Annotated in this window: 13 protein-coding genes; 8 read left to right on the top strand and 5 right to left on the bottom strand. The window is 60.3% G+C overall.

What is annotated here, in order from left to right:
* Window positions 1-29: 29 nt before the first annotated feature.
* The 3 genes from ACB034_RS00555 (at window position 30) to ACB034_RS00565 (ending at window position 3,248) form a co-directional block, all read left to right on the top strand.
* The gene (locus ACB034_RS00555; RefSeq protein WP_124240143.1) at window positions 30-1,010 is read left to right on the top strand and encodes an ABC transporter ATP-binding protein; all 981 of its coding nucleotides are present in this window, start codon (window positions 30-32) and stop codon (window positions 1,008-1,010) included.
* The gene (gene oppF, locus ACB034_RS00560) at window positions 1,011-2,006 is read left to right on the top strand and encodes a murein tripeptide/oligopeptide ABC transporter ATP binding protein OppF (RefSeq protein ID WP_042028578.1); all 996 of its coding nucleotides are present in this window, start codon (window positions 1,011-1,013) and stop codon (window positions 2,004-2,006) included.
* A gap of 297 nt (window positions 2,007-2,303) precedes the next feature.
* The gene (locus tag ACB034_RS00565) at window positions 2,304-3,248 is read left to right on the top strand and encodes a TerC family protein (RefSeq protein ID WP_061475733.1); all 945 of its coding nucleotides are present in this window, start codon (window positions 2,304-2,306) and stop codon (window positions 3,246-3,248) included.
* Between the two features lie 193 nt (window positions 3,249-3,441).
* Here ACB034_RS00565 and alr read toward each other — a convergent pair whose 3' ends face one another.
* Window positions 3,442-4,668 carry an alanine racemase gene (gene alr, locus ACB034_RS00570; protein ID WP_124240141.1) on the bottom strand — a complete coding sequence of 409 codons (1,227 nt, stop codon included), beginning with the start codon at window positions 4,666-4,668 and terminating at the stop codon, window positions 3,442-3,444.
* A gap of 163 nt (window positions 4,669-4,831) precedes the next feature.
* Between alr and ACB034_RS00575 the strand changes: the two genes are divergently transcribed.
* Window positions 4,832-5,281 (top strand): isoprenylcysteine carboxylmethyltransferase family protein, encoded by a 450-nt coding sequence (locus tag ACB034_RS00575; protein WP_371171804.1) that lies wholly within the window; start codon window positions 4,832-4,834, stop codon window positions 5,279-5,281.
* Between the two features lie 70 nt (window positions 5,282-5,351).
* Here ACB034_RS00575 and tapW read toward each other — a convergent pair whose 3' ends face one another.
* Together tapW and ACB034_RS00585 are read right to left on the bottom strand one after the other, a co-directional pair.
* Complete coding sequence (gene tapW / locus ACB034_RS00580; protein ID WP_342013602.1) at window positions 5,352-6,491, bottom strand: type IVa pilus ATPase TapW; 1,140 nt, start codon at window positions 6,489-6,491, stop codon at window positions 5,352-5,354.
* Between the two features lie 59 nt (window positions 6,492-6,550).
* Window positions 6,551-6,907, bottom strand: a complete 357-nt coding sequence (locus ACB034_RS00585) for a DMT family protein (protein WP_005337656.1) — start codon at window positions 6,905-6,907, stop codon at window positions 6,551-6,553.
* A 114-nt stretch (window positions 6,908-7,021) separates the two neighbouring features.
* Between ACB034_RS00585 and ACB034_RS00590 the strand changes: the two genes are divergently transcribed.
* The 3 genes from ACB034_RS00590 to ACB034_RS00600 all read left to right on the top strand — a co-directional run bounded on the left by ACB034_RS00590 (window position 7,022) and on the right by ACB034_RS00600 (window position 9,635).
* On the top strand, window positions 7,022-7,753 hold the full coding sequence (locus tag ACB034_RS00590) for a substrate-binding periplasmic protein (protein ID WP_371171805.1): 732 nt from the start codon (window positions 7,022-7,024) through the stop codon (window positions 7,751-7,753).
* 102 nt (window positions 7,754-7,855) lie between these two features.
* Complete coding sequence (gene btuC, locus ACB034_RS00595) at window positions 7,856-8,863, top strand: vitamin B12 ABC transporter permease BtuC (protein WP_371171806.1); 1,008 nt, start codon at window positions 7,856-7,858, stop codon at window positions 8,861-8,863.
* A complete protein-coding gene (locus tag ACB034_RS00600) occupies window positions 8,850-9,635 on the top strand; it encodes an ATP-binding cassette domain-containing protein (RefSeq protein WP_371172056.1) in 786 nt (261 codons plus the stop codon). The genes btuC and ACB034_RS00600 overlap by 14 nt, the downstream gene beginning before the upstream one ends.
* An 80-nt stretch (window positions 9,636-9,715) precedes the next feature.
* Here ACB034_RS00600 and ACB034_RS00605 read toward each other — a convergent pair whose 3' ends face one another.
* Window positions 9,716-10,777 (bottom strand): 3-deoxy-7-phosphoheptulonate synthase, encoded by a 1,062-nt coding sequence (locus ACB034_RS00605; protein ID WP_371171807.1) that lies wholly within the window; start codon window positions 10,775-10,777, stop codon window positions 9,716-9,718.
* 143 nt (window positions 10,778-10,920) lie between these two features.
* Between ACB034_RS00605 and ACB034_RS00610 the strand changes: the two genes are divergently transcribed.
* Window positions 10,921-11,301 (top strand): diacylglycerol kinase, encoded by a 381-nt coding sequence (locus tag ACB034_RS00610; RefSeq protein ID WP_042069907.1) that lies wholly within the window; start codon window positions 10,921-10,923, stop codon window positions 11,299-11,301.
* A gap of 81 nt (window positions 11,302-11,382) precedes the next feature.
* Here ACB034_RS00610 and serA read toward each other — a convergent pair whose 3' ends face one another.
* Entirely contained in the window at window positions 11,383-12,615 is a 1,233-nt protein-coding gene (gene serA / locus ACB034_RS00615; protein ID WP_026456869.1) for a phosphoglycerate dehydrogenase, read from the bottom strand.
* Window positions 12,616-12,759 lie beyond the last annotated feature (144 nt).

Raw genomic sequence — 12,759 nt, forward strand, 5'->3', positions numbered from 1 at the left:
ACGTCACGAAAGATCGATAAGGAGTTTTTATGAAGTTACTGGATGTAAAAGATCTGCGGGTCGAGTTCAAGACCCCGGACGGCAATGTGGTGGCGGTCAACGACCTCAACTTTTCACTGGCGGCGGGCGAGACCCTGGGCATCGTCGGTGAGTCCGGCTCGGGCAAATCACAGACCGCGTTTGCCATCATGGGGCTGCTCGCCAAGAACGGTGTCATCACCGGCTCTGCCAAGTTTCAGGGCGACGAGATCCTGAACCTGCCGGAGTCCAAGCTCAACAAGATCCGCGCCGAGAAGATCGCCATGATCTTCCAGGACCCCATGACCTCGCTGAACCCCTACATGAAGGTGCAGGATCAGCTGATGGAAGTGCTGATGCTGCACAAGGGGGTGAGCAAGGCCGAGGCGTTTGAAGAGTCGGTGCGCATGCTGGATGCGGTGAAGATCCCCGAGGCGCGCAAGCGCATGGGCATGTACCCGCATGAGTTTTCCGGCGGCATGCGCCAGCGGGTGATGATCGCCATGGCGCTCTTGTGCCGGCCCCAGCTGCTGATCGCCGACGAGCCGACCACGGCGCTCGACGTGACGGTGCAGGCCCAGATCATGACCCTGATGAACGAACTCAAGCGTGAGTTCAACACCGCCATCATCATGATCACCCACGACCTTGGCGTGGTGGCCGGCATCTGTGACAAGGTGCTGGTGATGTACGCCGGTCGCACCATGGAGTATGGCAAGGTGGATGATATCTTCTATCGTCCGAGCCACCCCTATACCGAAGGCCTGCTGCGCGCCATTCCCCGCCTCGATACCGAAGGGGAAGAGCTGCCCACTATCCCGGGCAATCCGCCCAACCTGCTGCGTCTGCCCACCGGCTGCCCCTTCCAGGAGCGCTGCCACCGGGTGAGCGAGATTTGCGGCCAGCAATCACCCATCCTGACCCCGTTCAACAACGGGCGGGAGCGGGCTTGCCACTGGGTTTCGGATGCCATCATCAAGGGAGTGAACTAAATGGGTACTGACAAGAAACTGCTGCTGGAGGTGTCCGACCTCAAGGTTCACTTCAGCATCAAAAGCGGCAAGGCATGGCCCTGGGCCAAACCCTCGGCCCTGAAGGCGGTGGACGGGGTGACCCTGCGCCTCTACGAAGGGGAGACCCTGGGGGTGGTTGGGGAGTCGGGCTGCGGCAAGTCCACCTTCGCTCGCGCCATCATCGGCCTGGTGCCGGCCACCGACGGCAAGGTGGTGTGGCTTGGCAACGATCTGACCAAGCTCGACCAGAAGGCGCTGCGGGAGAAGCGTAAAGAGATCCAGATGATCTTCCAGGACCCGCTGGCCTCCCTCAACCCGCGCATGACCATAGGCGACATCATCGCCGAACCCCTCATCACCTTTTATCCAAATCTTGCGAAGGAGGAGGTGAAAGAGCGGGTGCGCGCCATGATGAGCAAGGTGGGCCTGTTGCCAAACCTGGTGAACCGCTATCCCCACGAGTTTTCCGGCGGCCAGTGCCAGCGCATCGGGATTGCCCGGGCCCTGATCCTGGAGCCAAAGATGATCATCTGTGACGAGCCGGTCTCGGCGCTCGACGTCTCGATCCAGGCCCAGGTGGTGAACCTGCTCAAATCCTTGCAAAAGGAGATGGGACTGTCGCTCATCTTCATCGCCCATGATCTGTCTGTGGTCAAACACATCTCGGATCGGGTGCTGGTGATGTATCTGGGCAACGCGGTTGAGCTGGGAACCCGCAAGGAGATCTTCGCCAATCCGCTGCACCCTTACACCAAGGCACTGATGTCGGCGGTGCCCGTCCCGGACCCGGATCTGGAGCGCAGCAAGACCATTCAGATCCTGGAGGGGGATCTGCCGTCGCCCATGAACCCGCCGTCCGGCTGTGTGTTCCGCACCCGCTGCCCGGTGGCGGGTCCCGAGTGTGCCAAGACCCGGCCCCAGCTTGAAGGTAATTTTGACCACGCGGTCTCCTGCCTCAAGGTGGATCCGCTCTGATTGGAGCATGAGAAGAGGGCGCCCATGTGGCGCCCTTTTTATTTTTTGTGTGGGGGTGAAGATGCCTCTTGGCGTTACCTTTCGAGGCTGTTACTATCCGCCGCAACAAGGGGAGTAACTTCTCGCCGGTTTGTCGTCATTACGGTGCACACCTTTTCCTGCAGTGCACCCGGCAGCCGGGCAGTCGATGCAAATTGGCTGTAAGTGAGACCTTGCCGAGAGGCAAGGTGTATCTGCTCCAGACGCAAACCCACTGCCTCCCGGCCGTGGGTTTTGTTGTTTTGGGGAGAAGTGAATATGGGTGAATGGTGGATGTGGACAGGTTTCTTCAGCATAGTGCTGGTCCTGTTATGGATTGACATTCGTTTTGTCGGCGGCGGCAAGGCACACAAGGTATCCCTCAAGGAGGCGGGTATCTGGTCCCTCGTCTGGGTGAGCGTAGCGCTCTTGTTCAACCTGGCCATCTGGCTCTGGCTGGATCACAGTGCCGGGCGCGAAATAGCCAACCAGAAGGGGCTGGAGTTTCTCACCGGCTACCTTATCGAGAAGGCGCTGGCGGTGGACAATGTCTTCGTCTGGCTGATGCTGTTCGGCTACTTTGCCATTCCGGCCGAGCTGCAGCGCCGGGTACTGCTCTACGGGGTACTGGGTGCCATCGTCATGCGCGCCGGCATGGTATTCGCGGGCAGCTGGCTCATCGAGCAGTTCCACTGGATCCTCTATCTGTTCGGCGCCTTCCTGCTGCTGACCGGTGCCAAGATGCTGTGGGCGGCCGACAAGGAGCCGGATCTCGAGAACAACGCCCTGCTCGGCTGGATGCGCCGCCGCTTCAAGGTCACCGAAACCCTGGAGGGGGAGAACTTCTTCGTCTGGCGTGATGGTGTGCGCTACGCCACGCCGCTGCTGCTTATTCTGGTGCTGGTGGAGGTGAGCGATCTCATCTTCGCTGTGGACAGCATCCCGGCCATCTTTGCGGTGACCACGGATCCCTTCATCGTGCTCACCTCCAACATCTTCGCCATCATGGGGCTGCGCGCCATGTATTTCCTGCTGGCCGGTGTCGCCGAGCGCTTCGCCCTGCTCAAATACGGCCTGGCGCTGATCCTGATGTTTATCGGGGTCAAGATGCTGCTGCTGGATGTGTTCAAGATCCCGACCGGCATTGCGCTGGGTGTCGTGGCCCTGATCCTGCTGGCTTCCATGGGACTGAGCCTCTGGGTGACTCGTAAAAAGACCGCTTGAAGGCGCTGTAAATAATTTGGGGGGATCTGTTCAAGATCCCCCTGAGTGGCATCGCACTGAGCGTAGTAGCGCTGATCCTGCTGGCTTCCATGGGGCTGAGCCTCTGGGTGACCCGTAAGAAGACGGCGTAAGGTATATCAAAAGGCACAAGTAAAAAGGGCTCCCTAGGGAGCCCTTGTTTTAAGGTCGATGCTTACTGCTTGATCTTCTTGGGATTGGTGTAGCCCCAGACGGTGTACATGTCCGCCAGCAGAGCGCCGTTGTACTCCTCGAGATCCGCCTGTTTCACCTCGGCGTCACCCTGGCGGCCAAACAGCACCACCTCGTCACCGGGTTTGACCCCTTTCAGATCGGTCACGTCCACCATGATGGTGTTCATGGAGGTCTTGCCGACGACCGGTACCTTCTGGCCCTGGATCAGTACATAGGCCTTGTTGCTGAGCGCACGGCGGTAGCCGTCGGAGTAACCCAGTGGCAGGTTGGCGAGCAGGGAGTCGCGCTTGAGGGTGAAGGTGCGGTCATAGCCGACGGTGTTGCCCGCCGGGTAGTGGTTGACGGAGGCAACCTGGGTCTTGAACGCCATCACTTTCTTGTACTCGGTGTAGGAGGGGATGGTGTCGCCATAGATGATGCCGCCCGGGCGCACCATGTCAAAGTAGGCTTCCGGCACTTCCAGGGTGGCGAAGGAGTTGGCGGCGTGGATGGTGAGCTTGCTGCGATCCAGTTTGCCGGCGTCGATCAGCCACTGGTAGTCCTGTTTGAACTGAGCCAGACCCAGCTTGACGTCCTCTTTCTCTTCCACCGGGAAGTGGGTCATGATGCCGACCGGGGTGATCCCCTTGAGCTTGAGCATGGCCAGCGCATCTTCCTTGGAATCGGCCAGACGCAGGTCGATGCCGTTGCGGCTCATGCCGGCGGAGTTGAGACCAATATGCACCGGAATGTTGGTGTTGTGGCGCTTGGCGATGTCGGCGATCCCCTGGGCGCTGGCCAGGCTGCCAACCAGCTCTTCCATCTTGTAGGGCAGGGCCTGCTCAACCTCATCCGGGGTGGCGGCACGGACCCGCATCAGACGACCCTCGAAGCCCTTCTCGCGGGCCACGCGGGCCTCTTCGTTGCTGGCGATGCCGATGCAGGGGATGCCCGCCTTGACCACGGAGGGCACCAGCAGATCGATGCCGTGACCGTAGGCGTCGGCCTTCATGATGGCGCAGATCTGCGGGCCCTTGTCACCCAGGCGCTCCTTCAGGGTCTGGATGTTGTGCTCAAAGGCGGCCAGATCCACTTCCAGCCAGGCATTGGCGGCAGTCTGCTCCTGACCGTTGCGATGGTCATTGGCAAGAGGGAGATAGGGGGCAGCGACGGCTTGACCAGCCAGCAGACCGAAGATCAGGGTAGCGAGTAGGGTTTTCTTGTGCATAGACGTTCCTTTTTTATTCGAGTTGGGATAGTGCCGATACTAGCGTAGCGGTTTAGCGACAACTTGTTGTTATTATTATGATCTTGGCGACGGCTCGGCGATTGCCGAGTGATGGAGAGTCTATCGCAACCGAGCGTCGTGCGACACTTGTCAGAGGAATAAAATGGTCAATTTGGAGTTACGTCTGCCCCCCCCGCTGATCTTTACCCTGTCTGCTGCGGCCATGTGGGGAATGCGCGGTGGTGGGGAGCCTGCGGGCTGGCAATGGGGCTTGGGGGCCCTGCTGGTAGCGTTGGGCGCCTTGTTTGGATTCGGGGCTCTGCAGCGCTTTCACCACCACCAGACCACCGTCAGTCCGACCCGGCCGCATCATACTCGCCATCTGGTCACTTGCGGTGTCTATCGTATCAGTCGCAATCCCATGTATCTGGGGCTGCTCTGCTGGCTGCTGGCCTGGGGTTGTTATCTGGGGGGCGTCTGGGTTTGGCTGGGACCGGTATTGCTGGTGGCCTGGTTGACCCGCTTCCAGATCATCCCGGAAGAGCGGTTGTTGCAGGCTCGCTTCGGGGATGAGTATGCCCAGTACTGCCAGCGGGTGCGGCGCTGGTGCTAGGGCGGCGGTGACAGAAGAGGAAAGAAGCACAACCCCTTGGTTGACGAGGCTGTGCTTGAACTGCGCTGGATCAGAAGAGGTCGTCTTTCTCATCCTTGGTGGGTTCGAGGCTCCAGCCGGTGGCATCGCTGCTGCTGGCGATCTGGCCCTTCTCCCGCCACAACTTGATCTTGAGGCGCAGGTTATTGGCCGAGTCGGCGTTTTTCACTGCTTCTTCTTCATCGATCACCCCTTCCACCACCAGATCGAACAGGGCGCTGTCGAAGGTGACCATGCCGAGGGCCTTGGATTTCTCCATCACCTCCTTCAGGCCGCCAAATTCACCCCGTTTGACCATGTCACGTATGGTGTGAGTGCCAAGCATGATCTCCACCGCCGCCCGGCGACCGCCGTCCGAGGTCTTCACCAGCCGTTGGGAGACAAATGCTTTGAGGTTGTTGCCGAGATCGTTGAGCAATTGCGGGCGTCGCTCTTCCGGGAAGAAGTTGATGATGCGGTCCAGCGCCTGGTTGGCGTTGTTGGCGTGCAGGGTGGAGATGGCGAGGTGACCGGTTTCCGAGAAGGCCAGGGCGTGCTCCATGGTCTCGCGATCACGAATTTCCCCGATGAGGATCACGTCCGGCGCCTGGCGCAGGGTGTTTTTCAGGGCGGCGTGGAAGCTGCGGGTATCGACCCCAACTTCGCGCTGGTTGATGATGCTCTTGCGGTGGCGGTGAACGAACTCTACCGGATCCTCAATGGTGATGATGTGGCCGCCGCTGTTGCGGTTGCGGTGATCGATAAGGGCCGCCAGTGAGGTGGATTTGCCCGAGCCGGTACCCCCGACGAACAGCACCAGGCCCCGTTTTTCCATGATGGTGTCGAGCAGCACGGGGGGGAGTTTGAGATCTTCAAAGCGCGGGATCTCGGTTTTGATGTTGCGTGCCACCAGGGAGACTTCGTTGCGCTGCTTGAAGATGTTGATCCGAAAGCGGCCTACCTGGGGCAGGGAGATGGCGAGGTTCATCTCCAGCTCCCGCTCGAACTGCTCCTTCTGCTCCTTGTCCATGATGGCGTCGGCGATGCTCGCTACATCTCCCGGATTGAGGGGCGTCTCGGTCAGCGGGCGCAACACCCCGTTGAACTTGGCGCAGGGGGGGGCGCCGGTTGACAGATAAAGGTCTGAGCCGTCCTGCTTGGCCAGGATCTGTAGCATGTCTCGCAATTCCATTGTTTTGCCTCGTCTATCAAGGAGATGCCGTTAACGGGGATGTTATTGAGTGTACAGCGTCAGGCGCCGGTGAGTTTCTCGCGAAAAACAAAAAAGACCGCCCCCAGGATGCACAGCCCGGCCCAGAGGTAGTCCCATTTCAGATCTTCCTTGAGATAGAAGATGGAGAAGGGGACGAATACGGTGAGGGTGATCACCTCCTGCAGGATCTTGAGCTGCCCCACGCTCATGACGGTATGGCCGATGCGGTTGGCGGGCACTTGCAACAGGTATTCAAACAGGGCGATGCCCCAGCTCACCAGCGCCGCAATGATCCAGGGTTTGTGGTTCATACTCTTGAGGTGGGCGTACCAGGCAAAGGTCATGAAAACGTTGCTACACAGCAACAGACCGATACTGGTAAAGATTGGGTTCATTAGGTTCTCCTTTAAAATCAATTGCATTTTATCTCTGAACCATGGGTTTTCATAAGTGGGCGGTCAGGGTATTTTTAGTCAATCATGGATAGCGCAACACAAGGATCCAACCGAATGGGCAAGACAAGCTGGGGTGTGCTTGGTCTGCTGTTTGCCTGCCTGGCTCAAGGTGCTCCGACCCTGACGGTCGCCACCGATCTCTGGCCCCCTTTTCGGATCCTGCAACCGGATGGCGAGTTGCAAGGACTCGATGTGGAGATCCTGCAGCGTCTGCAGAAGGAGAGCGGCATCCAGTTGCAGATCCGGCGCATGCCCTGGGGCAGGGCTCTCAAGCAGATGGAATCCGGCCAGGTCGATCTCATGATTGGTCTGGCTCACACCGCCGAACGCGCCGCCTTCATCGATTATCTGCAACCCGCCTATTACCAGTGCTGGCCCGCTTTTTATGGCAAGCCCGCCACGGTGGCCGGTATCCGCCAGTATCGGGATCTGGCTGGAATGGAGGTGGGCTATGTGCTCAAGTCCGCCTACTTCGAACCCTTTGACTCTGATCCCGCACTCAACAAGCACGGGGTGCCGACCGAGGATCAGCTGCTTCGCATGGTGCAGCGGGGCCACCTGCCGCTGATGATAGGCACCGATTGTCAGGTTGATTACGCACTGCGCCAGGGTGACGGGGAGCGTCTTGGCAAGGCGGACTACCGCCCGGACAGTCCGGTGACCCTCTACCTTGGCATGAGCAAGCGCTCACCCCATCAGGCGCAAAAGTCCGCCCTGAGCACCGCCTTGCAGCGTCTGGTGGAGAGCGGCGACATAAAGCAGATGGCCAGTCACTACCAGCCTTGACCTTGGGTGGCAAGCCACTGTTATCATGCCCTTTTCCTGCAACCTTGCCCTGTCTGGCCGACAGCGGTGGCAAGGTTGTGCCTTCATGTTCGGGGATCTTGCGTGTACCTCTCTTTGCTCGCCCGCCAGCAACGCTGGCAGCGGCGCTGGCTCTTTGGCCTCGCCCTGTTGACCCTGTTGCTCTTTGTCTGTTCCCTCGCCTGGGGGGAGTTTGTGCTGCTGCCCTGGCAACCCCTTGGCGAGCTGGAGCAGCGCATCCTGCTGGAGCTGCGCCTGCCGCGCGCCCTGCTGGCCCTGCTGGCGGGAGCCGCGCTCGCCTGTGGCGGCGCCGTGCTGCAAGTGATGTTGCATAACCCGGTGGCCGAACCCGGCCTGCTCGGCGTCTCGAGCGGAGCTGGGCTGGCGGCCATGCTATCGATGGCGGTGGCCAAATCCCTCGGCGTCTATCTGCCGGGTTGGGGCTTGTCCCTTGCCGCCTTTGGCGGGGCCCTGCTGGTGACCATGATGCTGATCCGGCTGGCGCGCCGTGCCCGGCTCGGTCATGCCAGGCTGCTGCTGTTCGGGGTCGCCATCGGCATTCTCACCAATGCGGCCATGACCTGGCTGATGTACTTTGCCGACGATGCCTCTTTGCGCGAATTCATGTTCTGGATGATGGGCAGTCTCTCTTATGGCAGCCAGCAGATCGCCTGGTGGTGGCTGCTGTTGCCGCTCACCCTGGGCTGGCTCTGCTGGCAGGGCAAGGCGCTGCAGCAACTGCTGCTGGGAGAGACCCAGGCCCGCCTGATGGGGCTGGATGTGGACAGGATGCGGGTGCGATTGGTGCTGGCGGTCTGTCTGCTCACCGGGGTGGCGGTGTCCCTGTGCGGCGTCATCGGTTTTGTCGGCCTGGTGGTGCCCCATCTGCTGCGCTTGTGTGGCGGCAGCGATCAGCGCTTCTTGCTGCCTGCCTCGGCGCTGGGGGGCGGCGCCCTGTTGCTGGCATCCGATCTGGTTGCTCGCTCGGCCTTGAGTGCCGGTGAGTTGCCCATTGGCGTCATCACCGCCTCGGTCGGGGCCCCGCTCTTTATATATCTGCTGTTGAGGCAAGATGTCCATGCCAACACCTGAGTGCCACAATGATGCCGCGCCTCTGATTGAGGCCCGCGCCCTCGCCATTCCAGCGCGGCTGGCCCCTCTTAATCTCGCCTGGACGAGCGGCCAATTGGTGGCCCTGCTCGGCCCCAATGGCAGCGGCAAATCGACCCTGCTCGGCGCCCTGGCCGGCATTTTGCCTGCGCAAGGAGACGTCTTGCTGGATGGGGAAGTGCTCACTGACCTTGGTTGGCAGGCGCTCGCCCGCCGCCGCGCCATGTTGCCCCAGCGCCAGCCACAGCTGTTTCATATCCCGGTGTTTCAGGTGTTGAGTCTGGGGCTGGACGAGGGGAGTGAGCCAGCCCGCCAGCGCGAGGCTATTCAGGCCCTGTGCGAGGCACTGGAGCTGGATGATTTGCTTGCGCGGGATTTCAGCCGGCTGTCCGGCGGCGAACAGCAGCGCGTGCTGATTGCCCGTACCCTGCTGCAGGTGTGGCCCGGGCTCAATCTGGCGGGGCGCATCCTGCTGCTCGATGAACCTCTGGCCGGGCTGGACCTGCACCATCAGCTGGCCTTGCTGCGGCTGCTGAAGACGGTAGCCTGTCAGGGGCTGCTGGTGGTGATCGCCATCCACGACATCAATTTGGCCATCGACTGGGCGGATCGCATCCTCTGCCTACAGCAGGGGCGTGTGGTGAGCGAGGGCGGGGTCGAGCTGGTGGACCAGGCGCTGCTGGAGCAGGTGTTCCAGATAAGAACAGAGCGCATAGAGGCGGGTGGCCGGGTCTGGTTTATGCCCAGTTTGTAAGCGGGGTTTGCCTAATAAGAGAAGGGCCAGACATGCAGGATGTCTGGCCCTTCTTTATTTATTGTACGTTCTGACGAGGCTCAGCCCAACTTGTGCAGACGCACCTGGGCGGCCTCGGCCAGCATGGCCAGCAGGGTCTCGGTATCGTCCCAAGAGAGGCAGGCATCGGTGATGCTCTGGCCGAAGGTGGCGGCGCAGCCGTTCTCCACATCCTGGCGCCCTTCCATCAGGAAGCTTTCGGCCATGATGCCGGCGATGCCGGTGCGGCCACGGCGCAGCTGATCGCAGATATCCTGAGCCACCAGCAGCTGGCGACGGTGATCCTTCATGCTGTTGCCGTGGCTGAAATCCACCACCAGACGCTCAGGCAGTCCCACGTCGGCCAAGGCTTCGCAGGCCTCGTCGATGCTGGCGGTATCGTAATTGGGGCGGTGGCCGCCACGCAGGATCACGTGGCCATAGGGGTTGCCGGCGGTACGGTAGATGGTCATCTTGCCGTCCTTGTCCGGGGAATAGAAGATGTGGCTGTGACGGGCGGCGCGCACCGCATCGATGGCGATGCGAGTGTTGCCGTCGGTGCCGTTCTTGAAGCCAACCGGGCAGGAGAGGGCAGAGGCCATCTCGCGGTGTACCTGGGATTCTGTGGTGCGGGCACCGATGGCGCCCCAGGTGATGAGGTCGGCAATGTACTGGCCGGTCACCATGTCGAGGAATTCGGTGGCGGTGGGCAGGCCGATCTCGTTGATGTCGACCAGCAGTTTGCGGGCCAGCTTCAGCCCTTCATTGACGTCAAAGCTGCCGTCGAGGCGCGGATCGTTGATAAGCCCCTTCCAGCCGACGATGGTGCGCGGCTTCTCGAAATAGGTGCGCATCACGATGCACAGGCTCTCTTTATACTGCTCGCGCAGGCGGTTGAGGCGACGGGCATACTCATGGGCGGCGGCAGGATCATGGATGGAGCAGGGGCCGACGATGGCCAGCAGGCGCTGATCCTCTCCGGCCAGAATGGCTTCCACTTCGCGACGGGCATCCAGCAGATTCTGGGCAATGGTATCGTTGATCGGGAAAGCGTGTGCGAGCTCGCTCGGAGTGATCAGTGACTCCAGGCGACGGGTGCGCAATTCATCTGTGTGAATGGACATACAACTCAAGTCTCGAGTGGGTGGTGTCAGCCGCAGGGGCGAAAATGCAAAGGGATAAAATAAAGCAAAAGTCCACCGATTGAAACCTTGGGGGGCTCTGATAGGATGTGAGGCCAAAATCGATACCAAATGAGGTAGATAGCGTGGCAAAGCCAGGGGCAACCGGGGTTACCCGTATCATCAAGGCAACCGGTTACAGCATGAAAGGGCTCAAGTCTGCCTGGATCAATGAGGCCGCATTTCGTCAGGAGCTGATGCTTATTCTGTTGCTGATGCCGCTGACGTTCTGGGTGGGGGAGACCCTCAACCAGATCCTGTTGCTGGTCATCATCAGCTGGCTGGTGGTGATCGTCGAGGTGCTCAACTCCGCCATCGAGGCGGTGGTGGATCGCATCGGCCCCGAGCACCATGAACTCTCCGGCCGCGCCAAGGATCTGGGCTCCGCTGCCGTCTTTATCGCGCTGGCCCTCAACGCCCTGGTGTGGGGGGCGCTGGTGGGGCGCAATCTGCTGGGGTGGTGGTAAGCCAGCCTTCATTAAGCGAGCGCCATAAAATAAAAAAGCCCGTCATCATGACGGGCTTTTTGCTGGGCTGGACTCACGCCATCAGTGCAGGATCCGCGCACGAATGGTGCCGTCGATTTCTTTGAGCTTGGCCAGCGCCTTCTCGCTGTGCTCGGTCTCGACATCGATCACCACGTAACCGATGTGGCTGCTGGTCTGCAGGTATTGACCGGCGATGTTGATCCCCTCTTCGGCGAAGATTTGGTTGATCTTGTTCATTACGCCGGGCTGGTTGCGGTGAATGTGCAGCAGGCGGCTGGAGCCCTTGTGACCCGGCAGGGAGACTTCCGGGAAGTTGACGGCGGAGAGGGTGGAGCCGTTGTCGGAGTATTTGATGAGCTTGTTGGCCACTTCCAGACCGATGTTTTCCTGCGCCTCCTGGGTCGAGCCGCCGATGTGCGGAGTCAGGATCACGTTGTCCAGACCGCGCAGCGGGGTCATGAACTCCTCGTCGTTGGACTTGGGTTCGCTCGGGAAGACGTCGATGGCGGCGCCGGAGATGTGGCCGCTCTTGATGACGTCAGCCAGAGCATCGATGTCCACGACTGTGCCGCGGGAGGCGTTGATGAAGATGGCGCCCGGTTTCATCATGCGCAGCTGCTCGGCACCGATAAGATCCTTGGTGGAAGGGGTCTCCGGTACGTGCAGGCTGATGACGTCGGACATGTTGAGCAGCTCGACCATGTTGGGCACCTGGATGGCGTTGCCCAGCGAGAGCTTGTTCTCGATGTCGTAGTAGTAAACTTTCATGCCGATGCTCTCGGCGATGATGCCAAGCTGAGTACCGATGTGGCCGTAGCCGATGATGCCGAGCTTCTTGCCGCGGGCCTCCACCGAGCGGTTGGCGAGTTTCTCCCACACCCCGCGATGGCATTTGGCATTCTTCTCAGGGATGCCGCGCAACAGCAGCAGGATCTCGCCAAGTACCAGTTCGGCGACCGAACGGGTGTTGGAGAAGGGGGCGTTGAACACCGGAATGCCGCGGATCTGGGCTGCGTCCAGCTCGACCTGGTTGGTGCCGATGCAGAAGCAGCCGATGGCGACCAGCTTGTTGGCGGCATCCAGCACCTTCTCGGTGATCTGGGTGCGCGAGCGCAGGCCGATGAAGTGAACATCGCGTACCCGTTCGATCAGCTCCTCCTCGGACAGCGAGGTCTTGAGATACTCCACACTGGTGTAACCTGCGGCACGGAAGGTCTCTACCGTGTTGGGGTGAACCCCCTCCAGCAGCAGTACCTTGATTTTATCCTTGTCCAGTGAAAACTTGGCGGTCATGTCGATCCCTCTGTAAGTGTGCAACGCGAGTGCAGGTATGGTGTGTGAAGAAAACCGTAAAGTAGCAAAAACGTGCGGGAGAGGGAATATTTGTGACGAAAGTCAAATTTTTTGAAGTTTTCAACGATAGTTGCATGCAATACC

Origin of the sequence: Aeromonas sp. S18(2024), from assembly GCF_041402525.1 — a bacterium.
Classification (GTDB): Bacteria; Pseudomonadota; Gammaproteobacteria; order Enterobacterales; family Aeromonadaceae; genus Aeromonas; species Aeromonas enteropelogenes.

Coding starts and splice junctions, on each gene's coding strand:
- serA (WP_026456869.1), bottom strand. CDS start 12,615: ATGACCGCCAAGTTTTCACTGGACAAGGATAAAATCAAGGTACTGCTG.
- ACB034_RS00590 (WP_371171805.1), top strand. CDS start 7,022: ATGGGCAAGACAAGCTGGGGTGTGCTTGGTCTGCTGTTTGCCTGCCTG.
- ACB034_RS00565 (WP_061475733.1), top strand. CDS start 2,304: ATGGGTGAATGGTGGATGTGGACAGGTTTCTTCAGCATAGTGCTGGTC.
- alr (WP_124240141.1), bottom strand. CDS start 4,668: ATGCACAAGAAAACCCTACTCGCTACCCTGATCTTCGGTCTGCTGGCT.
- ACB034_RS00555 (WP_124240143.1), top strand. CDS start 30: ATGAAGTTACTGGATGTAAAAGATCTGCGGGTCGAGTTCAAGACCCCG.
- ACB034_RS00605 (WP_371171807.1), bottom strand. CDS start 10,777: ATGTCCATTCACACAGATGAATTGCGCACCCGTCGCCTGGAGTCACTG.
- tapW (WP_342013602.1), bottom strand. CDS start 6,491: ATGGAATTGCGAGACATGCTACAGATCCTGGCCAAGCAGGACGGCTCA.
- ACB034_RS00585 (WP_005337656.1), bottom strand. CDS start 6,907: ATGAACCCAATCTTTACCAGTATCGGTCTGTTGCTGTGTAGCAACGTT.
- oppF (WP_042028578.1), top strand. CDS start 1,011: ATGGGTACTGACAAGAAACTGCTGCTGGAGGTGTCCGACCTCAAGGTT.
- ACB034_RS00575 (WP_371171804.1), top strand. CDS start 4,832: ATGGTCAATTTGGAGTTACGTCTGCCCCCCCCGCTGATCTTTACCCTG.
- ACB034_RS00600 (WP_371172056.1), top strand. CDS start 8,850: ATGCCAACACCTGAGTGCCACAATGATGCCGCGCCTCTGATTGAGGCC.